Below are 19,260 nucleotides of genomic sequence, written 5' to 3'. Positions count from 1 at the left end.
GCTTGTGTAGACTGCCGATGGAAGGATCTTTTCTCTTTATTTTTCCATCGCATGGAGTGCGCAATGACCAAGATCATGACTGACGGGGCGGCCCGTCTCTCCCCCGGCTCTGGACAGACGATCTCCGTTTTCATGCCGGTGGTCGCCAGCCCGGTGCGTGTCGGCTGAGCCGGCACCGGCCTGCGCCCGGCGCGTGTCACAACCTTGGATCTGGATCAGCGCGGTCCGTAGCCACAAGGTGTAGGGTTAAAGCCCCTTTTCAGGTGTGATGTCGATGATCCCTTCCTATTCCCGCATGACGACGCTGTTGTTCTGGTGCCTGCTGGCGGCGAGCCTGCTGGCCATGGTGATATTTGAATTCGGTCCCGAGCGACGGGTCGATATCCTGAGCCAGGCCGGGATAGCCGTCCGCGCGCAGGATGACAGGGTCCATGACGGCTCCTCGGTCGCGACCCTGAGCGAGGGCGCTGGCCGGCCCGCCATCGACTGCACCCTGCGCCGCCAGTATGAGTACCCCTTTTGCGAGCTGATCCTGACACTGACCGACCCCGAGCAGGGGCTGGATCTCTCCCGGTTCACCGGGGTGCGGGTGAAGCTGGATGCCAAAGGGCAGGGAGAGCAGGCCTGGCGCCTTTATCTGCGCAACTATGACCCCGCCTACTCGACGCCGACGGATGAGAGCTCCCACAAGTTCAACGAAGTGCTCTTCACCTCTGATGATTTTGGCAGCGAGCAGGATGTGCCTCTGAACGTGTTTGCGCCCAGCTCCTGGTGGGTGCAGCAATACAATATTCCGCTGGCCCAGCAGGGGCCGGATCTGCACCATGTCTATGCCATCGAGATCGCCTCAGATGACAAGATGCAGCCGGGGAATTACCAGCTGCGGCTGGACCGGCTGGAGTTTTATGGTCGCTGGGTGCGCCCGGGGGACTTTTACCGCGGCCTGCTGCTGAGCTGGCTGGCGTACGGGATCCTGCTGTTTCTGATCCAGAATCTGCTGTTCGGGGACAAGCTGCGCAAGGCCCGCGAGGCGCGCCTGGCGGCGGAGGCCCTGAGCGAGAGCCTGTGCGAGCAGCATCGCCGCACCGAGGAGGAGGCCCGCTACGATCCGCTCACCGGGGCCCTCAACCGGCTCGGCGGCGAGAAGCTCTTGAGCGAGCTCGGCGAGATGCCGCTCTCCTTCATCTATATCGACATCGATCACTTCAAGCGGGTCAACGACGGCCACGGCCACCCCATGGGGGACGAGGTGCTCAAGCACATGGTGAGCGAGCTGTTGCGCCACTGTGACTCCCTTTGCCGCCTGGTTCGCTGGGGCGGGGAGGAGTTTGTGCTGGTCTGCCTCCATTACGAAGAGGCCAGGGCCGCCGCCCTGGCGGAGCGGCTGCGGGGGGCGCTGGAGGCCTATGCCCAGTGGCCGGAGGGGCTGGCCATCACGGCGTCGTTCGGGGTGGCCGAGCGGCGCGGCGAGCCGCTGGAACACGTTCTCAAGCGGGCAGACGAGGCGCTCTATCAGGCCAAGAAGCGGGGCCGCAACCGGGTCGAGAGGGGATGAGCCGGTTCGGGATGGCTGGAGCCCGGGCTACCTCCCCGCTATGATGCGCCCCGTCCATTCATCTCTGGAGGCATACCCATGGCACAACATTTCGGCGCTCTGACCCTGCTGGTGGCCGACTACGACCAGGCCATCACCTTCTTCACCCGGGGGCTGGGGTTCGAACTGCTGGAGGACACGCCCCTCAAGGAGCCGGGCAAACCGGGCAAGCGCTGGGTGCGGGTCGCCCCCAGGGGCGCCTGCGGCTCGGCCCTGCTGCTGGCCCAGGCTGCCAGCGAGGAGCAGCGGGCCGCCATCGGCCGGCAGGGAGGCGGCCGGGTCTTCCTCTTCCTCGAGACCGACGACTTCTGGGGGGACTACGAACGCATGCGGGAGTACGGCGTCCATTTCTGTGAAGAACCCAGGGGCGAGCCTTACGGTACCGTGGTGGTGTTCGAGGACATCAGCGGCAACCGCTGGGACCTGCTGCAACGCACTGCTGCCAACTGAATCTGAAAACGTTTATCATCCCGCCCGTCATAAAGTCATAAAAGTGTCACAGAAAGTTCTAATAATTGGCGCACCCATCTTCACAGAGGAGAGAGAAGGGATATGGCTAAGCGAATTCTGGTGGTCGAGGACGAGGCACCGATCCGCGAAATGCTCTGCTTCGTGCTCGAGCAGAAGGGATATGAGACGATTGAAGCTGAAGATTACGCCGACGGACTGGCGAAGGTGCGCGAACCCTACCCCGAACTCATCGTGCTGGACTGGATGATGCCGGGCGGCAGCGGCATCCAGTTCATCAAGCAGCTCAAGCAGGATGAGGTGACCCGCCAGATCCCGGTGGTGATGCTGACCGCCCGCGGCGAGGAAGAGGACAAGGTGCGCGGGCTGGAGGCGGGGGCCGACGACTACATCACCAAGCCCTTCTCCCCCAAGGAGCTGACCGCCCGCCTGCACGCGGTGATGCGCCGGGTTTCCCCCACCTCGGTGGACGAGGTGATCGAGGTGCAGGGGCTCAAGCTGGATCCGGTTTCCCACCGGGTCAGCGCCGAGGAGAAGGCGCTGGACATGGGGCCGACCGAATTCAAGCTGCTACATTTCTTCATGACCCATCCCGAGCGGGTCTACAGCCGTGAACAACTGCTCAACAACGTCTGGGGTACCAATGTGTACGTGGAGGACAGGACGGTGGACGTCCACATCCGCCGCCTGCGCAAGGCCATCGAGGAGACGGGGCACGACAGGCTGATCCAGACGGTGCGCGGAGCCGGTTACCGCTTCTCGACCCGTCTCTAGGGACTCCATGCCGGCCACGCCCGCCGGCTGATCCTCGCTCTTTGCCGTCTCTAGGAGACCTGAATGTTGCAACCTTACGCCTGGCGGCGACAGTTGTGGCGAATGGCGTTCTTCTACGCCCCTTTCGTCTTGGTAGGTTGGTTAATCGATTATCTCGCGCTCTGTCTGCTGGTGGCGACCGTGCTGCACCTGGGCTGGCACTACCGTTTCCAGAAGCGGCTGTCGGACTGGCTGTGGCACGATCGCAGCCTGGTCCCCCCCCACGGCAGCGGCAGCTGGGAATACATCTTCAACGGCATCTACAAGCTGCAGCAGCGCCACCGGGCACGGCGGCGCGAGCTGGCGGGGCTCATCCGCCGCTTTAGGGAAGGGGCCGAGGCGCTGCCCGACGCGGCCGTGGTGTTTCGCACCGACGGCAGCATCCTCTGGTGCAACCGGCTGGCGGAGCAGCTGCTCGGTTTTCGCTGGCCGGAGGACGCCGGCCAGCACATCGGCAACCTCATCCGCCATCCCGCCTTCGTCGCCTACCTCGGCAAGGGGCAGTATGACGAGCCGTTCGAGATGGCGTCCCCCATCAACGAGGAGAAGTTCCTCGAATTTCGCATCATGCCCTACGCCGAGGATCAGGCCATGCTGGTGGTGCGTGACGTGACCCGGCTGCGCAGCCTGGAGAAGACCCGCAAGCACTTCGTCTCCAACGTCTCCCACGAGCTGCGCACCCCGCTCACCGTGCTCAAGGGTTATCTGGAGATGACCGAGGAGCCACCCCCTCCCGCCATGTGGGCCAAGGCCCACAGGGTGATGATGGAGCAGACCATTCGCATGGACAACCTGGTCAACCAGCTGCTCACCCTGTCGCGCATCGAGGCCGCCCCCACGGTGGATCTCTCCCATCTGGTGGACATGCCCGCCATGCTGGGGCTGCTGGAGCAGGAGGCGCGGGCGCTCTCCGGCGAGCGGGGGCACCAGATCGTGTTCAACGTGCAGTCGAACCTCTTCGTGCGCGGGGATCAGGATCAGCTGCGCAGCGCCGTCTCCAACCTGGTCTACAACGCCATCCACTACACCCCGGCGGGGCGCAAGATCACCGTGGAGTGGCGCCAGCAGGGAGCCATGGCGCTGTTCGTGGTGCAGGACGAGGGGGAGGGGATTGCACCCGAGCACCTGGCGCGTCTCACCGAGCGCTTCTACCGGGTCGACAAGGCCCGCTCCCGCCACACCGGGGGCTCCGGGCTTGGCCTTGCCATCGTCAAGCATGCCCTGAGCCATCACGATGCCCAGCTCGAGATAGAGAGCCGGGTCGGGGCGGGCAGCCGCTTCAGCTTCCTCATCCCCGCCCGGATGGTGGTGGTTAAATAGTCTTTTCCGGCAATGAGTTAGAACGAAAGGAGGGCTGCGTCTGCAGCCCTCCTTGCTTGTGGGCAATTCCCTGGCCATGTCATCAAAGTGTCACATTAAATCCATAAATTTGTCACTGCCAGGTCAGATACTGGCGCCGTTTCAAGAACGGACCTTCTGTAACTTTGGAGAGGGTGATCGGGTTTGAACCACGTATCAACGTCATGCTGACGATTGCCTTCTGCAACCTTGGACTTGGAGAGATTGGATGAAACTCAACAAACTGGCTGGTGTCATCGGATTCACCGCAGCAACCCTGTTTTCTGTCAGCGCCCTGGCTGCCGGTGTGGATAAAGACCTGCCGGAATATGCACCGACCAGCGGCATCTCGGGCAACCTGTCCTCTGTCGGCTCGGACACCCTGGCCAACATGATGACCCTGTGGGCCGAAGAATTTAAGCGCATGTACCCCAACGTCAACGTGCAGATCCAGGCCGCCGGTTCCTCTACCGCGCCCACTGCCCTGACCGAAGGCGTCGCCCAGTTTGGCCCCATGAGCCGCGCCATGAAGGCCGGTGAAGAGGAGGCATTCGAGAAGCGCTACGGCTACAAGCCGACCGCCATCCGCGTCGCGGTCGACGCCCTGGCCGTGTTCGTCAACAAGGACAACCCCATCAAGGGGCTGACCATGTCGCAAATCGACTCCATCTTCTCCAGCACCCTGAAGTGCGGCGAAGCCAAGGCCGCCACCAAGTGGTCCGATCTGGGTCTGGATGGCAGCTGGTCCGGCAAGGACCTGCAACTGTTCGGTCGCAACTCGGTGTCCGGTACCTACGGTTACTTCAAGGAACACGCCCTGTGCAACGGTGACTTCAAGAGCGGCGTGAACGAGCAGCCGGGCTCCGCCTCCGTGGTGCAGTCCGTCTCCTCCTCCCTGAACGGCATCGGCTACTCCGGCATCGGCTACGTCACCTCAGGCGTGCGTGCCGTGCCGCTCTCCAAGGATGGCAAGACCTTCATCGAAGCGACCTCGGACAACGCCATCACCGGCAAGTACCCGCTCTCCCGCTTCCTGTACGTCTACGTGAACAAGCATCCGAACAAGCCGCTCTCCCCCATGGAGCAGGAGTTCGTGAAGATGATGCTCTCCAAGGCGGGCCAGAACATCGTTGCCAAGGACGGCTATGTACCTGTGCCGGCCAAGGTAGTGCAGGCCGACCTGAAGAAGCTGGGCATCATGTAATCCCCCGTCTCCTTCAGAAAAAAAACGAGCCCCAAGCGGGCTCGTTTTCATTGGTGCGCCCTGGGATCTTTTTGGTCGCAGGGCGCAGCGCCTGGCTTGCGCCGGACGGCGGCATTTCCGAGAATAGGGCAATTTCATGGTAAAGGACTTTCTCATGCGCGCCTCCTCTCTCTCCCAATTCATCCTGTCGGCCCTGTGCGGCGCCTTGCTAGCCGGTTGTGCCCAGTCACCGACGGGCCGCAACCAGATGCTGCTCTTCTCCCCCCAGCAGATGAACCAGCTGGGGGCCGACTCCTTTGCGCAGATGAAGCAGCAGGAGAAGGTGAGCAAGGATGCCAGGATGAATGCCTATGTGGCCTGCGTGGCCAAGGCGGTGACCGCCCAGGTCCCCGCCAGCTACGGCATCACCAGCTGGGAGGTGGTGGTGTTCGATTCCAAGGAGGTCAACGCTTTCGCCCTGCCCGGCGGCAAGATCGGGGTCTACAGCGGCTTGCTGAAAGTCGCCAAGAATCAGGATCAGCTCGCCACCGTCATCGGTCACGAGCTGACCCACGTGCTGGCACAGCACTCCAACGAGCGCCTCTCCCGGGATCAGCTGACCGGCATCGGCCTCGCGGTGGCCGACGCCGCCATCGGCAGCAGTGACAGCCTCGGGGGCGCGGCCACCATGGCTGCCCTGGGGCTGGGGGTTCAGGTGGGGATAGCCCTGCCCTACGGCAGAACCCAGGAGAGCGAGGCCGACAGGCTGGGTCTGGAGCTGATGGCCCGTGCCGGCTTCGATCCGGCGCAGGCCATTCCCCTGTGGCAGAACATGAGCGCCGCCGCCGGCGGCAAGGCGCCGCCCCAGCTGCTCTCCACCCACCCAAGCGATCAGAGCCGGATCGCCAATCTGCAGGCCCAGCAAGCCGAAGTGCTGCCCCTGTATCAACAGGCGAGAGCCTCAGGTCTGGTGCCCCAGTGCAAGGCATAAGCCTGCGCCTGGCCCGTCCTGCCGATGCCGCCGCCATGACGGTGATGCAGCGGGCCAGTTGGCTGGCGGCCTACGGCGGCGTGCTCGGCAGCGACATGCTGGCCCAGCTGGCCGTCACCGACCACCTGCAGATCTGGCGTCGCCGGCTGGCAGAGCCAGGCCCCGTCCCCATGCTGATCTGCCGGGACGAGGTCGTGATCGGCCTGCTCTACTGGCAGGCGTCCGTGGAAGAGGGGCTCATGACGGCGCGCATCCGGGCGCTCTATCTGCACCCGGATCACTGGCGTCAGGGGCACGGCAAGCGGCTGTGGCAGGCGGTGGCGGTGCAGATGCGCCGGGCCGGCTGCGAGTGCGCCAGACTCTGGCTGCTGGATGGCAATCACATCGGCGAGGGGTTCTACCTACGCCGTGGCTTCGTGTTCGACGGTCAGGAACGCACCCTGACGAGCCTGGGACAGGCCTGTCAGCAGCGACAAATGTTCCGTTTGCTTTGATCTCTCTCCCGTTTTTCGCCCTCGGTCACTTTATTTTTTTTGCGAATTAATACAATGTGCCCCATCTGGACAGACTGGGTGGACGGCTCCACCGCAAGGGAGTGTGGCATGTATTACGGATTTGATATCGGCGGCACCAAGATTGCGTTCGCGGTGTATGACGGCGCCCTGACCCTCTGCCATGAGGAGCGCATGAGTACCCCGGGCAAGGATTACCAGGCGCTCAAGCAGGCGATCCGCGAGCGGGTCGAAGCGGCCGATGTGCGTTTTGGGGCGAAAGGAGCCGTGGGGATCGGGTTTCCTGGCATCCTCAATCGAGACGATGGGAGCATAGTGGCGGCGAACCTGCCCGCCATCCACGGCCGCCACCTGGGGGCCGATCTGGCCGAGCTGCTGGACCGCCCGGTCAGGGTGGACAACGATGCGAACTGCTTCCTCTGGTCCGAAGTGCACCAGGGTGCCGCGGAGGGGGCCGTCAGTGCGCTGGCCGTCACCATAGGGACGGGGATCGGCGGCGCCGTCTATCTGGCGGGTCGGCTCATCCAGGGTCGCAACTGGCTGGCCGGCGAGATCGGGCACTATCCGCTGCCCGCCACCATCCTGATGAAATACCCGGATTTGCCCCGTCCCCGCTGCGGCTGCGGCCGCTTGGTCTGTTTCGAAACCTATGCCTCCGGCACCGGGCTGGAGCGGCTCTATCACCACTTTCGGGGAGAGCGTGCCAGCGGGCACCAGATCGTTGAGCGTGCCGAGGCCCGGGAGCCGGCGGCGCTCTCCACCCTCGACTGCTGGCTGGAGATCCTGGCGGCGGGCCTTGCCACCGCCATCTCGGTGATCGATCCCGATGTGGTGGTGCTGGGGGGCGGTCTCAGCGGATTGCCCGCCCTGTATGACGAGCTGCCCAAGCGCCTGCCCGGCCACCTGCTGCCCGGTGTCGCCCTGCCCGAGATCCGCGAGGCCCGCTTCGGCGGTGCCGGCGGTGTGCGCGGGGCGGCCCTGCTCAATCTGTGAGATCGGACCTAGGGTCTGATCTCCCCGAATCAAGGAGTCATCATGACCCGTCTTGAAATCTGTATCGACAACCTGGAATCCCTGTTCACCGCCCAAGAGGCCGGCGCGGATCGCATCGAGCTCTGCTCCGCCCTGGGCCTCGGCGGTCTGACCCCCTCCCACGGCTTCATGCAGCAGGCCGCGCGCCATGCCACCGTCCCCGTCTACGCCATGATCCGCCCCCGCGCCGGGGATTTCTGCTTTGGTGACGGCGAGTTCGAGATCATGCTGCAGGACATCGCCGCCGCCCGTGCCGCCGGCCTGCAAGGGGTGGTGGTCGGTCTGCTGGATCAGGCGGGGCGGGTACCCGCCGCCAGGCTCAAGAAACTGGTCGAGGCGGCGGGCCCCCTTGGCGTCACCTTCCATCGCGCCATCGATCTCAGCTCAGACTGGCGCGCCGATCTGGAAGTGATCCTGGCCGCCGGTTGCGAGCGCATCCTGAGTTCGGGTCACGCGCCGACCGCGCTGGCGGGGCTCGAGACCCTGCAGGCGATGCAGCAGGCGCTGGCGGGTCGCGCCAGCCTGATGCCCGGCGCCGGGGTCAATGCGGACAACGTGCGCACCATCATCGAATTTACCGGGGTGAGCGAGGTGCACATGTCCGGCATGGGCTGGCGCGGCGGCATGGTGCCCCATGGCGTCAACATGGGCACCTCGGACGACGGCCGGGTCAATATCACCGACGGTGCCAAGGTCGCGGCGGTGCGGGTCCTGCTGGATCAGGCCTGAGGGTGAATTGACGCGGCGGCGTGGTGACCCTCCCTGCGGGGTCAACATGAGGACCTCGGACGATGGCCGGGTCAATCTCACCGACGGCGCCAAGGTCGCGGCGGTGAGGGCCCTGCTTCAGGCCTGAGGAGGGATTGGCGCAGCCGTTTCTTCCCCCTTCGCCCCTCGCGGGAGAAGGGCCCGGGGATGAGGGGCGGATGTGAACTCCCTCCCAGAGGCTGGGAAATCAGGACCGTCGCCCGCAGCACCTCGCGAAAAAGTCTGATATCATCCCGACTCTTTTACCCTCAGGACCCGGAGCAACTTCTCAATGTCCCAATACGACTCTATCGAACAGAAGGCCAGCTATGGCATCGGCCGCAACATGGGTGATCAGCTGGCGCAGCAAGCCTTCGCCGGCCTGGATATCCCGGCCCTGCAACAAGGTCTGGCAGATGCCCTGAACGGTCTGGAGTTCGCGGTCAGCCGTGACGATATCAACGAGGCCTTCCAGGTCATCACTGCCCGCATGCAGGAAGAGCAGGAAGCCGCCGCCAAGGCCGCTGCCGCCGAAGGCGAAGCCTTCCTGGCCGACAACGCCAAGCGTGCGGGCGTGAAGGTGACCGATTCCGGTCTGCAATACGAAGTCATGGTCGAAGGCAATGGCGCCATCCCGGTGGCCGGCCAGTCCGTGCGTGTGCACTACCACGGCACCTTCACCCACGGCGGCGTGTTCGACAGCTCCGTCGCCCGCGGCCAGCCGGCCGAATTCCCGGTGACCGGCGTGATCGCCGGCTGGGTGGAAGCCCTGCAGCTGATGCCGGTTGGTTCCAAGTGGAAGCTCTACATTCCGCAGGATCTGGCCTACGGTGCCCGTGGCGCCGGCTCCATCCCGCCGTACTCCGCCCTGGTCTTCGAAGTGGAGCTGCTGGACATCCTGTGATCCGGCTGGCGTGATGCAAACGGCGACCTCAGGGTCGCCGTTTGTTTTGGTGGCGCGCAGACGGGCCATGGGCCTTCACCCGGGATTTGGATATAGTCAGAGCGTCGTCCATGCCGGTCGGGAGGAGAGGTGCCATGTCAGCCATCATCGAGGTCGTCGATCTCGTCAAGCACTTCCCCGGGGTAAAGGCGGTGGACGGGCTCAACTTTGCCATTCCCGCCGGCAGCTGCTTCGGCCTGCTCGGTCCGAACGGGGCGGGCAAGACCACCACCATAGAGCTGCTGGAGGGGATCCTCACCCCGGACAGCGGCGAGATCCTGTTTCACGGCGCGCCACGCGGCCCCGACTATCGTTCCCGCATCGGCATCCAGTTCCAGCACACCGCGCTGCAGGATTTTCTGACGGTGCGCGATACCCTGCGCCTGTTCGCCAGCCTCTATCCCAACCCCCTGCCGCGGGAGCTGCTCATCGAGCTGTGCGCCCTCGGCGAGTTCATCGACAGGGACAGTCGCAAGCTCTCCGGCGGCCAGCGCCAACGCCTGCTGCTGGCCCTGGCCCTGCTCGGGGATCCCGAGCTGCTGTTTCTGGACGAGCCCACCACCGGGCTGGATCCCCAGGCGCGCCATCACTTCTGGCAGCGCATCGAGGCGATCAAGGCCCAGGGCAAGACGGTGGTGCTCACCACCCACTACATGGACGAGGCCCAGCAGCTGTGCGATCGGATTGCCATCGTCGATCACGGTCACCTGCTCAGCCTGGATACCCCTGCCGCCCTGCTGGCCCACCACTTCGACGGCGTGTTGGTGCGCCTCGGGGATCACCCGGCCCTCGCCGGGCTCGGCTATGCGCTGCGCCCCTGCGGCGATCAGGTGGAGCTGAGCTGTCCCGACGTGGCGGCCCTGCTGCCAAGGCTGCTGAGTCTGGGCGTGCCGCTCACCGGCATGCAGGTGCGCTCCCCCAACCTGGAGGATCTCTTTTTGCACCTGACCGGCCACAGCCTGCGGAGCGGCGCATGAACGCCGCCTCATGGTGGCGCCCTATGGCGCCTGCCAGCATGTTACCGACGCCAGCCTGTTCAAGGAGCGGAAGATGACGGGATCCCTCAGGCGCATAGGTGCGCTCTTCTATGCCCGCAACCTGGAGTTCGTGCGCGATCGGGCCGCCCTGGTGTGGAACCTGGTCTTTCCACTCCTGCTGGTCATCGGCTTCTCCCTCATCTTCTCTGGCCCGCCCAGGCCGCTGGTGCAGATCGGCGTGCTGGGGGAGCTGCCCGCCACTTACGCCCCGCTGCGCGCCGTCCCGCTGCTCAAGATCATCCCCTATGACGAGGAAGCCAGGGGTCGGCTCAGGGTGCGCCACCACCAGCTGGACCTGCTGCTCTCACCAGAGGCGGGCCGCTACTGGGTCAACCCTGACGCCCCCCAGGGGGCCATGGCCGAATACCTGCTGCGCCAGGCGGTGCAGGCCCCCTTGCAAAGGGAGACTCTGAGCGGCCGGGCCATCCGCTACGGCGACTGGCTGCTGCCCGGGGTGATCGGCATGAACCTGATGTTCTCTGGCCTGTTCGGGGTCGGCTTCGTCATCGTGCGCTATCGCAAGAACGGGGTGCTCAAGCGGCTGCGGGCCACCCCGCTCTCGGCCGCCGAGTTTCTCTGTGCCCAGCTGCTGTCACGGGTGCTGATCACCCTGGTGGTGAGCCTGCTGGTCTTTCTGGTGGCCCATTGGTTGCTGGATGTACCCCTGCTCGGGTCGGGCTGGCTGTTGCTGCTGATCGCCCTGGTCGGCGGCACGGCCATGGCCTCCCTCGGGCTGCTTATCGCCGCCCGGATCCAGAACGAGGAGCTGGCGAGCGGTTTGCTCAATCTCATCAGCTTGCCCATGATGTTCTTATCCGGCGTCTGGTTCTCGCTGGAAGGCTCTCCTCCCTGGCTGCAGGCCCTGGGGGCGCGCTTGCCGCTCAGCCAGATCATCGAGGCCGCCCGTGCCGTGATGCTGGAAGGGGCCGGGTGGCAGGCGGTGGCGGGGACCCTGGGTCAAGTCATGGTGTTTGCCCTGGTGTGCGTCACGCTGGGGGCGGTGCTGTTCAAATGGAGCGCAAAATGAAGCCAATTCTGTGGTTGCTGCTGGTGGCAGCCTTACCGGTGCATGCCGGCACCCTGCGCTGCAAGAGCGCCCTGCTGACCGAGGGGGACACCACGGCCGAACTGCTGATCCGCTGCGGTCAGCCGCTGCTCAAGGAGGATCTCACCCGCTACGAGGAGAACGGCTTCGGGGCGAGGATGACGGTCAAATATGCCGAGCGCTGGACCTACAACTTCGGCAGGAGCGAGTTCATGCAGTTTGTCACCGTCGAGAACGGCGTCATCACCGAGATCGAAGACGGCCCCCGCGGCGGCTGAGTCCCCGGCCGGGATCTCACCCCATATTCTGTCCTGTGGCTCCCGGCTTCATCCCCCCTCTATCCCTCGGTTTCAATGCAAGAGAGCGTGGCTGCCCGATATTGGTTCATCCCACCCAATAGCGGGCCTGCCGGCAGAAAAACGAGTCTGATGAGTGAGTTATCAGCAGATTTCTCTGCCCCATCACGGTGCATTCGACATTTTTGCGAAAAAAAATCCTCATAGGATGGAAGGCTTTTGACAGCAGGCTATTTGGCAAATAAGGGTCTACTTTTGATTCTAAGAGTGCATATCACCTCGTTCTCATATTTTGTGCTGTTGCACCATGCTTGGGCCGGGTTGCACCGATTGACAGGTTTTTGAGCCGCTGGATAAGCTGCGAAAACGCAGGGAAGTGACGGCATCTTGCTTGGTTTGGGTGCCTGTTCGAATCAAACCACAGGGAAGAGTGACATGAAGCAGATACACAAGGCAGGTATGGTAGTGGTGCTGTCGCTGGTGGCAGCCAATGTGTGGGCAGAGGGGACTCTGGACTCGGTCAAGAAGAAGGGCTTCGTGCAGTGCGGGGTCGGCGATGGTCTGCCCGGCTTCTCCAACCCGGATGCCAAGGGGGTCTGGACCGGCCTGGACGTGGACGTGTGCCGCGCCGTCGCCGCCGCCGTGCTGGGGGATGCCGGCAAGGTGAAGTATGTCTCCCTGACCGCCAAGGAGCGTTTCACCGCCCTGCAATCCGGTGAGGTGGATCTGCTGTCGCGCAACACCACCTGGACCCTGACCCGGGATGGCTCCCTCGGCCTCACCTTTGCCGGGGTGAACTACTACGATGGCCAGGGTTTCCTGGTGAACAAGGCCCTCGGGGTCAAGAGCGCCAAGGAGCTGGACGGCGCCGCCGTCTGCATCCAGTCCGGCACCACAACCGAGCTCAACCTGGCCGACTACTTCCGTGCCAACGGCGGCATGAAATACACCCCTGTGGTGTTCGACACCTCGGATCAGACCGTCAAGGGATTCGAAGCAGGCCGCTGCGACGTGCTGACCTCGGATCAGTCTCAGCTTTACTCCCTCAAGATCAAGCTGACCAAGCCGGACGAGGCCCTGGTGCTGCCAGAAGTCATCTCCAAGGAGCCGCTGGGCCCGGCGGTGCGTCAGGGGGATGAACAGTGGTTCAAGGTGGTGCGCTGGAGTCTGAATGCCATGCTCAACGCCGAGGAGGCCGGGGTCACCAGCGCCAATGTGGACGAGATGCTCAAGTCCACCAACCCGGATATCCGCCGTCTGCTGGGGCTGGAAGAACCCAAGGGCAGCGTGCTGGGCCTGGATGACAAATGGGCCTACAACATAGTCAAACAGGTCGGCAACTATGGCGAATCCTTCGATCGCAACGTCGGTGCCGGCTCCCCCCTCAAGATCGATCGCGGCATCAATGCGCTCTGGAACAAGGGCGGCCTGATGTACGCGCCGCCCATCCGCTGAGTTGACTGCAGTCGGGGGGCCTTGCCCCCCATTTCCCCTGGCTTTGTCGGAGTCATCCTCATGGCGCTACAAGCATCAAACCATAGGAAGGAACAGGGCCGCTGGTGGTATGACGCCAAGGTGCGGGCGCTGCTCTTCCAGTGCCTGGCCGTGGCGGCCGTTATCGCGTTCCTGTTCTACATCGTCAACAATGCCCTGACCAATCTGGCCACCCGTGGCATCACCACCGGCTTCGATTTCCTGGGCAACACGGCCGGCTTCGGCATCTTGCAGAGCCTGATCCCCTATGACGAGACTTATACCTTCGGCCGCACCTTCCTGGTGGGTCTGCTCAACACCCTGCTGGTCTCGGTGCTCGGCATCCTATTTGCCACCCTGCTCGGCTTCGTGCTCGGGGTGGCGCGCCTGTCGCGCAACTGGCTGGTGGCGCGGATTGCGGCCGTCTACATAGAGACGTTTCGCAACATTCCGTTGCTGCTGCAGATCTTCTTCTGGTATTTCTCGGTGCTGCGCACCCTGCCTTCCCCCCGCGAGAGCGTGGAGCTGGGAGGGCTCGCCTTTCTCAACGTGCGGGGCTTCTATCTGCCCAAGCCCTTGTTTGAAGAGGGATTTGGTTATGTGCTCTGGGCCCTGTTGCTGGCCGTCGTGCTGAGCTGGGGACTGAGCCGCTGGGCGCGGCGCCGCCAGGCGCTGACCGGCAGGATCTTCCCGTTCTGGCGCACGACAGCCGGTCTGGTCATTCTGCTCCCGGCCGTCACCTTCCTGCTGGCGGGCAGCCCGCTCACCTGGAGCGTGCCGACCCTGCAGGGGTTCAACTTCCGGGGGGGGCTGACGGTACTGCCTGAGCTTGCGGCCCTGTTGCTGGCGCTGACCATCTACACGGCGGCCTTCATCGCCGAGATAGTGCGATCCGGCATCCTGGCCATCAGCAAGGGACAGACGGAGGCGGCCTCCGCCCTCGGGCTGTCGCCCACCAAGACGTTGCGGCTGGTGGTCATCCCCCAGGCGATGCGAGTCATCATTCCTCCCCTGACCAGCCAGTACCTGAACCTCACCAAGAACTCCTCGCTGGCCACGGCTATCGGCTACCCGGATCTCGTCTCTGTGTTCATGGGTACCACCCTCAACCAGACCGGGCAGGCCATCGAGGTCATCGCCATGACCATGGGGGTCTATCTCATCATCAGTATCACCACCTCGGTGTTGATGAACATCTACAACCGCAGGATGACGCTGGTCGAGCGCTAGGGAGCTGTCATGTTCGTGAATGAATTGCAGGAGGCACTGCCGCCTCCCAGCCATCGCCGGGGGCTGGTCGCCTGGCTCAGGCAGAATCTCTTTCCCAACTGGTGGAACGGCCTGCTGACCCTGGTGCTGGCCTGGCTGTTGCTGCCGCTGCTCTGGTCGGCACTGGACTGGGCGCTGTTTTCCGCCACCTGGCAGGGCAGCAGCCGTGCGGACTGCAGCCAGGGCGGGGCATGCTGGGTCTTTATCGAGAGCCGTCTGGGGCAATACCTCTATGGCTTCTACCCGGTCGATCAGTACTGGCGCATCAATCTGGTCTTCGCCGGCCTGGCGGTGCTGCTGGCCTTGCTGATCTGGCCGCGCACCCCGCGCAAGGGGTGGCTGGCGCTGTTTACGCTGCTGGTATTCCCCGTCATCGCCTTCTTCCTGATCCATGGCGGGGCCGGCCTCACCGTGGTGGAGACGAACCGCTGGGGCGGCCTGATGCTGACCCTGGTACTGGCGGTGGTGGGCATAGTGGTGGCCCTGCCGTTCGGCATCCTGCTGGCGCTGGGGCGTCGCTCCCACATGCCGGTCATCTCCAGCCTCTCCACCGTCTACATCGAGTTCTGGCGGGCGGTGCCGCTCATCACAGTACTCTTCATGGCGTCCGTCATGCTGCCGCTCTTCATGAGTACCGAGGTGGAGCTCGACAAGCTGCTGCGGGCGCTCATCGGCATCATCCTGTTCCAGGCGGCCTATGTGGCAGAGGTGGTGAGAGGGGGGCTGCAGGCGATCCCCAAGGGACAGTACGAGGCGGGGGATGCGCTGGGGCTCTCCTACTGGAAGGTGATGGGGCTCATCATCATGCCCCAGGCCCTCAAGATCACCATTCCCTCCCTGGTGAACACCTTCATCTCATTGTTCAAGGACACCAGCCTGGTGCTGATCATCGGCCTGTTCGATCTGCTGGCCATCTCCAAGGTGGCGCTGGCGGATCCGGCCTGGCTGGGCTTTTCCACCGAGGCTTATGTCTTCATTGCCATGATCTTCTGGATGTTCTGTTTTGGCATGTCCCGCTACTCCATCTATCTGGAGCGCAAACTCAACACGGGCCACAAGCATTAGGAGCAGTTTCGATATGAAAACGGACGCGGTAGTAGAACTGAAAGCCGTCAACAAGTGGTACGGTGAGTTTCATGTGTTGCGCAACATCAATCTGCAGGTGGGCAGAGGGGAGAAGATCGTCATCTGTGGGCCATCGGGGTCGGGCAAGTCCACCATGATCCGCTGCATCAACCGGCTGGAGGAGCACCAGAGCGGGGACATCCTGGTCAAGGGCACGGCGCTCACCTCGGATCTCAAGAACATAGAGACGGTGCGCCGTGAGGTGGGCATGGTGTTCCAGCACTTCAACCTCTTCCCCCACCTGACGGTGCTGGAGAACTGCTGCCTGGCCCCCATCTGGGTCAAGCAGTTGCCGCGCAAGGAGGCCGAGGAGATCGCCATGACCTTCCTGCGCCGGGTCAGGATCCCGGAGCAGGCCCTCAAGTACCCGGGCCAGCTCTCCGGCGGCCAGCAGCAGCGCGTCGCCATCGCCCGCAGCCTCTGCATGAACCCCCAGGTGATGCTGTTTGATGAGCCAACCTCGGCGCTCGACCCCGAGATGGTGCGCGAGGTGCTGGATGTCATGGTGGAGCTGGCCCACGAGGGGATGACCATGCTCTGTGTCACCCACGAGATGGGCTTTGCCAAGCAGGTGGCGGATCGGGTGATCTTCATGGACCGCGGCCAGATCATCGAGGAGAACGTGCCGGATCAGTTCTTCGACCATCCCCAGTCGGAGCGGACCAAGCTGTTCCTCTCCCAGATCCTGCAGCACTGAAACCGAGTCGCCGCCATAAAAACGGCCCGCACGCTCCAGTGAGCGGCGGGCAAAGACGTGCATGGAAGCAGACTACAGACGGAAAGGAGTATGTCAGCCCGGCAACGGGGTACTGATGCGCAGGTCGCGCACCGCCAGGTTGATCTGCCGGGCCAGGCTCAACGCCTGACGGCAGCTCAGCGTCCTCACATCGATGATTCCCCCTTGAAACTCAAACCGCCCCAGCGCCTCCACCATGAAGCTTCCATGATGAAAGCTCTTGATATAGCGAGCAATTCGACGGGGAGACCACTGCTTGAACACCTTCATGGCAAGAGACCCTGTTGTTTGGACAGGGCACACTATGCCGATGGACAGTGACACTGATGTGACAGTTTGAGAAAGGTTTGTATGAATCCACATCTCATCAGGGAAGGATCCACGCTGGGGCCGAAAAAGTAGTGCCGTCCCCGACCCCGGCCCCGATATACTGCGGCCATCTCAGGAATGACAAAGGTGCCGCACGTGGAGTGGGTGGACATAGTAGACGAGCAGGACAGGGTGATAGGAGTTGCCGAGCGCGCCAGGGTTCGGCGGGAAAACCTGCGCCATCGCGCCAGCTACATCCTAGTGCTGGACGAACAGGAGCGCGTGCTGGTGCAGCGGCGCACCCTCGGCAAGGACTTCTGTCCCGGCATGCTGGATGCCTGCGCCGGCGGCGTGGTCACCCAGGGTGAGGCGATGGAGCCCTCCGCCCGGCGCGAGCTGGCGGAGGAGCTGGGGATCCACGGCGTGCCCCTCCAGGATTTCGGCACCTTCTACGCAGAAGGGGAGGCGAGCGGCGGTGGCTACCGGGTCTGGGGCGGCCTCTTCAGTTGCCATTATCAGGGGCCGGTGCAACTTCAGGCGGAGGAGGTGAGCGAGGTGCACTGGATGAGCCTGGGCGAGATCGCCGAGCGGGCCGCCGAATTCACGCCGGACTCCCTGCTGGCGATCGCCACCTGGCAGGCGCGACGCTCGCAATCAGGTCAAGGGTAGCCGCCGGAAGTGCTCGTAGGGCATCCCCTTTGTTATCCCGGACGGGAGCCTGTTCGCCCTTTTGCGGATTGAGGTAGACTGGGCCTCTTTGAACCACATAAGGACGAGTCATCATGATCACGGTCGGTCAGACCCTGCCCGCAGGGGAATTTACCTTTATCACCGCCGAGGGCAAGCAGGTGAAGGATACCCAGACCCTGTTCGCGGGCAAGCGGGTGGTGCTGTTTGCGGTGCCCGGCGCCTTCACCCCCACCTGCTCCAACGCCCACCTGCCCGGCTATGTGGTGTTGGCGGACAAGTTCAAGGAGAAGGGGGTCGATACCCTCTGCTGCCTGTCGGTCAACGACGCCTTCGTGATGAGGGCCTGGCAGGACGCCCAGAACGCGGAGGCCATCACCATGCTGGCGGATGGGGACGGCAGCTGGACCCGGGCCCTGGGCCTTGCCAAGGAGACCGGTGCCTTTGGCGGCCTGCGCGCCCAGCGCTTTGCCCTCATCGCCAACGACGGGGTGGTGGAGCGGCTGTTTGTGGAGGCCCCCGGCAAGTTCGAGGTCTCGGATGCCCAGAGCCTGCTGGCGGCGCTGTGAAAGATTAATCGCCGTTTGATTTTCCCTTGAAATGGAAAGTCGGCCCGTTACACTGGGCCCACTTCTGGAGAGAGCCGGGCCATCGCCTGGCTCTCGCGTTTGCTGGCGATGGAATGGAGATGTTATGACCCTGGCTTTTGTTGCCCTGATAGCCGGACTGGCACTGCTGGTCTGGAGTGCGGACAAGTTCGTGGACGGCGCCGCCGCGACCGCCCGTTATGCCGGCATGCCGCCGCTGCTCATCGGCATGGTGATCATCGGTTTTGGCACCTCGGCCCCGGAAATGGTGGTGTCGGCCCTGGCGGCCTCCCAGGGCAACCCCGGGCTCGCGCTCGGCAACGCCTATGGCTCCAACATCACCAATATCGCGTTGATCCTGGGGTTGACCGCCCTGATCAGCCCCATCGCGGTGGCCTCCCAGGTGGTGCGCAAGGAGATCCCCATCCTGCTCGGCATCACCTTGCTGTCCGGTGCCCTGTTGCTGGACGGCCAGCTGGATCGCACGGATGCCGCCATCCTCGGCGTGGTCTTCGTCGGCCTGATGGGCTGGTCCATCCGGGCCGGGCTCGCGGGCAAGGGGGACGCGCTGGATGTGGAGACCGAGGAAGACATCGAGAGCGAAGGCATGTCCCTCAAGAGCGCCATCCTCTGGCTCATCGTCGGCCTGGTGCTGCTGATCGCGGCATCCCGCCTGCTGGTCTGGGGCGCGGTCTCCATCGCCCAGGCGCTCGGCATCAGCGATCTGGTGATTGGCCTCACCATAGTGGCGGTGGGCACCTCGCTGCCGGAGCTCGCCTCTTCCCTCATCGCCATTCGCAAGAACGAGCACGATCTGGCCCTCGGCAACGTGCTCGGTTCCAACCTGTTCAATGCCCTGGCCGTGGTGGGCATCGCCGCCGGCATCCATCCGCTCGCGGTGGCGCCGGAAGTGCTCAGCCGTGACTGGAGCCTGATGATGGGGCTGACCCTGTTGCTGCTGGTGATGTGTCTGGGCCGCAAGGGGCCGGGGCGGATCAACCGGCTGGAGGGGGGCGCGCTGCTCGCCATCTTCGTCGCCTACACGAGCTGGCTGCTGACGAGCCAGTTCATCTAG

At 63.9% G+C, this 19,260-nt stretch carries 21 protein-coding genes; 20 read left to right on the top strand and 1 reads right to left on the bottom strand.

Features of this window, described 5'->3' with window-relative positions:
* Window positions 1–274: 274 nt before the first annotated feature.
* The 17 genes from R2B70_RS14385 (at window position 275) to R2B70_RS14300 (ending at window position 16,563) form a co-directional block, all read left to right on the top strand.
* A complete protein-coding gene (locus R2B70_RS14385) occupies window positions 275–1,555 on the top strand; it encodes a GGDEF domain-containing protein (protein ID WP_318161825.1) in 1,281 nt (426 codons plus the stop codon).
* A 78-nt stretch (window positions 1,556–1,633) separates the two neighbouring features.
* Entirely contained in the window at window positions 1,634–2,044 is a 411-nt protein-coding gene (locus R2B70_RS14380) for a VOC family protein (protein ID WP_318161824.1), read from the top strand.
* Window positions 2,045–2,146: 102 nt separating this feature from the next.
* Entirely contained in the window at window positions 2,147–2,836 is a 690-nt protein-coding gene (gene phoB / locus R2B70_RS14375; RefSeq protein ID WP_005338414.1) for a phosphate regulon transcriptional regulator PhoB, read from the top strand.
* 63 nt (window positions 2,837–2,899) lie between these two features.
* Window positions 2,900–4,195: a phosphate regulon sensor histidine kinase PhoR gene (gene phoR / locus R2B70_RS14370; protein ID WP_042074300.1), complete on the top strand. Its 1,296-nt coding sequence runs from the start codon at window positions 2,900–2,902 to the stop codon at window positions 4,193–4,195.
* Window positions 4,196–4,442: 247 nt separating this feature from the next.
* Window positions 4,443–5,417 carry a PstS family phosphate ABC transporter substrate-binding protein gene (locus R2B70_RS14365; protein ID WP_209793866.1) on the top strand — a complete coding sequence of 325 codons (975 nt, stop codon included), beginning with the start codon at window positions 4,443–4,445 and terminating at the stop codon, window positions 5,415–5,417.
* 154 nt (window positions 5,418–5,571) lie between these two features.
* Window positions 5,572–6,387 (top strand): M48 family metallopeptidase, encoded by an 816-nt coding sequence (locus R2B70_RS14360; RefSeq protein ID WP_157005276.1) that lies wholly within the window; start codon window positions 5,572–5,574, stop codon window positions 6,385–6,387.
* A complete protein-coding gene (locus tag R2B70_RS14355) occupies window positions 6,375–6,881 on the top strand; it encodes a GNAT family N-acetyltransferase (RefSeq protein ID WP_209793865.1) in 507 nt (168 codons plus the stop codon). Before R2B70_RS14360 ends, R2B70_RS14355 begins: the two co-directional genes overlap by 13 nt.
* Before the next feature lie 108 nt (window positions 6,882–6,989).
* Window positions 6,990–7,892 (top strand): ROK family protein, encoded by a 903-nt coding sequence (locus R2B70_RS14350; RefSeq protein ID WP_318161823.1) that lies wholly within the window; start codon window positions 6,990–6,992, stop codon window positions 7,890–7,892.
* 42 nt (window positions 7,893–7,934) lie between these two features.
* Window positions 7,935–8,660 (top strand): copper homeostasis protein CutC, encoded by a 726-nt coding sequence (locus R2B70_RS14345; RefSeq protein WP_318161822.1) that lies wholly within the window; start codon window positions 7,935–7,937, stop codon window positions 8,658–8,660.
* Between the two features lie 310 nt (window positions 8,661–8,970).
* Complete coding sequence (locus tag R2B70_RS14335; RefSeq protein ID WP_318161821.1) at window positions 8,971–9,582, top strand: FKBP-type peptidyl-prolyl cis-trans isomerase; 612 nt, start codon at window positions 8,971–8,973, stop codon at window positions 9,580–9,582.
* A gap of 134 nt (window positions 9,583–9,716) precedes the next feature.
* Window positions 9,717–10,598 carry an ABC transporter ATP-binding protein gene (locus R2B70_RS14330; RefSeq protein ID WP_202006974.1) on the top strand — a complete coding sequence of 294 codons (882 nt, stop codon included), beginning with the start codon at window positions 9,717–9,719 and terminating at the stop codon, window positions 10,596–10,598.
* A gap of 73 nt (window positions 10,599–10,671) precedes the next feature.
* On the top strand, window positions 10,672–11,685 hold the full coding sequence (locus tag R2B70_RS14325) for an ABC transporter permease (protein ID WP_318161820.1): 1,014 nt from the start codon (window positions 10,672–10,674) through the stop codon (window positions 11,683–11,685).
* Complete coding sequence (locus R2B70_RS14320) at window positions 11,682–11,981, top strand: DUF2845 domain-containing protein (protein WP_084202532.1); 300 nt, start codon at window positions 11,682–11,684, stop codon at window positions 11,979–11,981. Before R2B70_RS14325 ends, R2B70_RS14320 begins: the two co-directional genes overlap by 4 nt.
* A gap of 453 nt (window positions 11,982–12,434) precedes the next feature.
* Window positions 12,435–13,454: an amino acid ABC transporter substrate-binding protein gene (locus R2B70_RS14315; RefSeq protein ID WP_042074314.1), complete on the top strand. Its 1,020-nt coding sequence runs from the start codon at window positions 12,435–12,437 to the stop codon at window positions 13,452–13,454.
* 60 nt (window positions 13,455–13,514) lie between these two features.
* Entirely contained in the window at window positions 13,515–14,702 is a 1,188-nt protein-coding gene (locus R2B70_RS14310; protein WP_318161819.1) for an amino acid ABC transporter permease, read from the top strand.
* 9 nt (window positions 14,703–14,711) lie between these two features.
* Window positions 14,712–15,806, top strand: a complete 1,095-nt coding sequence (locus R2B70_RS14305) for an amino acid ABC transporter permease (protein ID WP_318161818.1) — start codon at window positions 14,712–14,714, stop codon at window positions 15,804–15,806.
* A 13-nt stretch (window positions 15,807–15,819) separates the two neighbouring features.
* Complete coding sequence (locus R2B70_RS14300) at window positions 15,820–16,563, top strand: amino acid ABC transporter ATP-binding protein (protein WP_042074317.1); 744 nt, start codon at window positions 15,820–15,822, stop codon at window positions 16,561–16,563.
* Window positions 16,564–16,656: 93 nt separating this feature from the next.
* Here the strand turns inward: R2B70_RS14300 and R2B70_RS14295 are convergent, their stop codons facing one another.
* On the bottom strand, window positions 16,657–16,872 hold the full coding sequence (locus R2B70_RS14295) for a DUF1107 family protein (RefSeq protein WP_216990764.1): 216 nt from the start codon (window positions 16,870–16,872) through the stop codon (window positions 16,657–16,659).
* 177 nt (window positions 16,873–17,049) lie between these two features.
* On the opposite strand from R2B70_RS14295, the gene yfcD reads away from it, so the two are divergent.
* The 3 genes from yfcD (at window position 17,050) to R2B70_RS14280 (ending at window position 19,260) form a co-directional block, all read left to right on the top strand.
* Window positions 17,050–17,580, top strand: coding sequence for an NUDIX hydrolase YfcD (gene yfcD, locus R2B70_RS14290; protein WP_216990763.1), 531 nt, complete (start codon window positions 17,050–17,052; stop codon window positions 17,578–17,580).
* Between the two features lie 113 nt (window positions 17,581–17,693).
* Entirely contained in the window at window positions 17,694–18,167 is a 474-nt protein-coding gene (locus tag R2B70_RS14285) for a peroxiredoxin (RefSeq protein WP_318161817.1), read from the top strand.
* A gap of 124 nt (window positions 18,168–18,291) precedes the next feature.
* Window positions 18,292–19,260 carry a calcium/sodium antiporter gene (locus R2B70_RS14280; protein ID WP_318161816.1) on the top strand — a complete coding sequence of 323 codons (969 nt, stop codon included), beginning with the start codon at window positions 18,292–18,294 and terminating at the stop codon, window positions 19,258–19,260.

It is taken from the genome of Aeromonas sp. XH (assembly GCF_033348475.1).
GTDB lineage: Bacteria > Pseudomonadota > Gammaproteobacteria > Enterobacterales > Aeromonadaceae > Aeromonas > Aeromonas sanarellii.
The sequence above is the reverse complement of the archived record's forward strand: the minus strand, read 5'-3'. Positions and strand labels throughout refer to the sequence as shown.

Coding starts and splice junctions, on each gene's coding strand:
- R2B70_RS14320 (WP_084202532.1), top strand. CDS start 11,682: ATGAAGCCAATTCTGTGGTTGCTGCTGGTGGCAGCCTTACCGGTGCAT.
- R2B70_RS14350 (WP_318161823.1), top strand. CDS start 6,990: ATGTATTACGGATTTGATATCGGCGGCACCAAGATTGCGTTCGCGGTG.
- R2B70_RS14365 (WP_209793866.1), top strand. CDS start 4,443: ATGAAACTCAACAAACTGGCTGGTGTCATCGGATTCACCGCAGCAACC.
- R2B70_RS14280 (WP_318161816.1), top strand. CDS start 18,292: ATGACCCTGGCTTTTGTTGCCCTGATAGCCGGACTGGCACTGCTGGTC.
- R2B70_RS14335 (WP_318161821.1), top strand. CDS start 8,971: ATGTCCCAATACGACTCTATCGAACAGAAGGCCAGCTATGGCATCGGC.
- R2B70_RS14285 (WP_318161817.1), top strand. CDS start 17,694: ATGATCACGGTCGGTCAGACCCTGCCCGCAGGGGAATTTACCTTTATC.
- R2B70_RS14310 (WP_318161819.1), top strand. CDS start 13,515: ATGGCGCTACAAGCATCAAACCATAGGAAGGAACAGGGCCGCTGGTGG.
- R2B70_RS14295 (WP_216990764.1), bottom strand. CDS start 16,872: ATGAAGGTGTTCAAGCAGTGGTCTCCCCGTCGAATTGCTCGCTATATC.
- R2B70_RS14385 (WP_318161825.1), top strand. CDS start 275: ATGATCCCTTCCTATTCCCGCATGACGACGCTGTTGTTCTGGTGCCTG.
- yfcD (WP_216990763.1), top strand. CDS start 17,050: ATGACAAAGGTGCCGCACGTGGAGTGGGTGGACATAGTAGACGAGCAG.
- R2B70_RS14305 (WP_318161818.1), top strand. CDS start 14,712: ATGTTCGTGAATGAATTGCAGGAGGCACTGCCGCCTCCCAGCCATCGC.
- R2B70_RS14345 (WP_318161822.1), top strand. CDS start 7,935: ATGACCCGTCTTGAAATCTGTATCGACAACCTGGAATCCCTGTTCACC.
- R2B70_RS14315 (WP_042074314.1), top strand. CDS start 12,435: ATGAAGCAGATACACAAGGCAGGTATGGTAGTGGTGCTGTCGCTGGTG.
- phoB (WP_005338414.1), top strand. CDS start 2,147: ATGGCTAAGCGAATTCTGGTGGTCGAGGACGAGGCACCGATCCGCGAA.
- R2B70_RS14330 (WP_202006974.1), top strand. CDS start 9,717: ATGTCAGCCATCATCGAGGTCGTCGATCTCGTCAAGCACTTCCCCGGG.
- phoR (WP_042074300.1), top strand. CDS start 2,900: ATGTTGCAACCTTACGCCTGGCGGCGACAGTTGTGGCGAATGGCGTTC.
- R2B70_RS14380 (WP_318161824.1), top strand. CDS start 1,634: ATGGCACAACATTTCGGCGCTCTGACCCTGCTGGTGGCCGACTACGAC.
- R2B70_RS14300 (WP_042074317.1), top strand. CDS start 15,820: ATGAAAACGGACGCGGTAGTAGAACTGAAAGCCGTCAACAAGTGGTAC.
- R2B70_RS14360 (WP_157005276.1), top strand. CDS start 5,572: ATGCGCGCCTCCTCTCTCTCCCAATTCATCCTGTCGGCCCTGTGCGGC.
- R2B70_RS14325 (WP_318161820.1), top strand. CDS start 10,672: ATGACGGGATCCCTCAGGCGCATAGGTGCGCTCTTCTATGCCCGCAAC.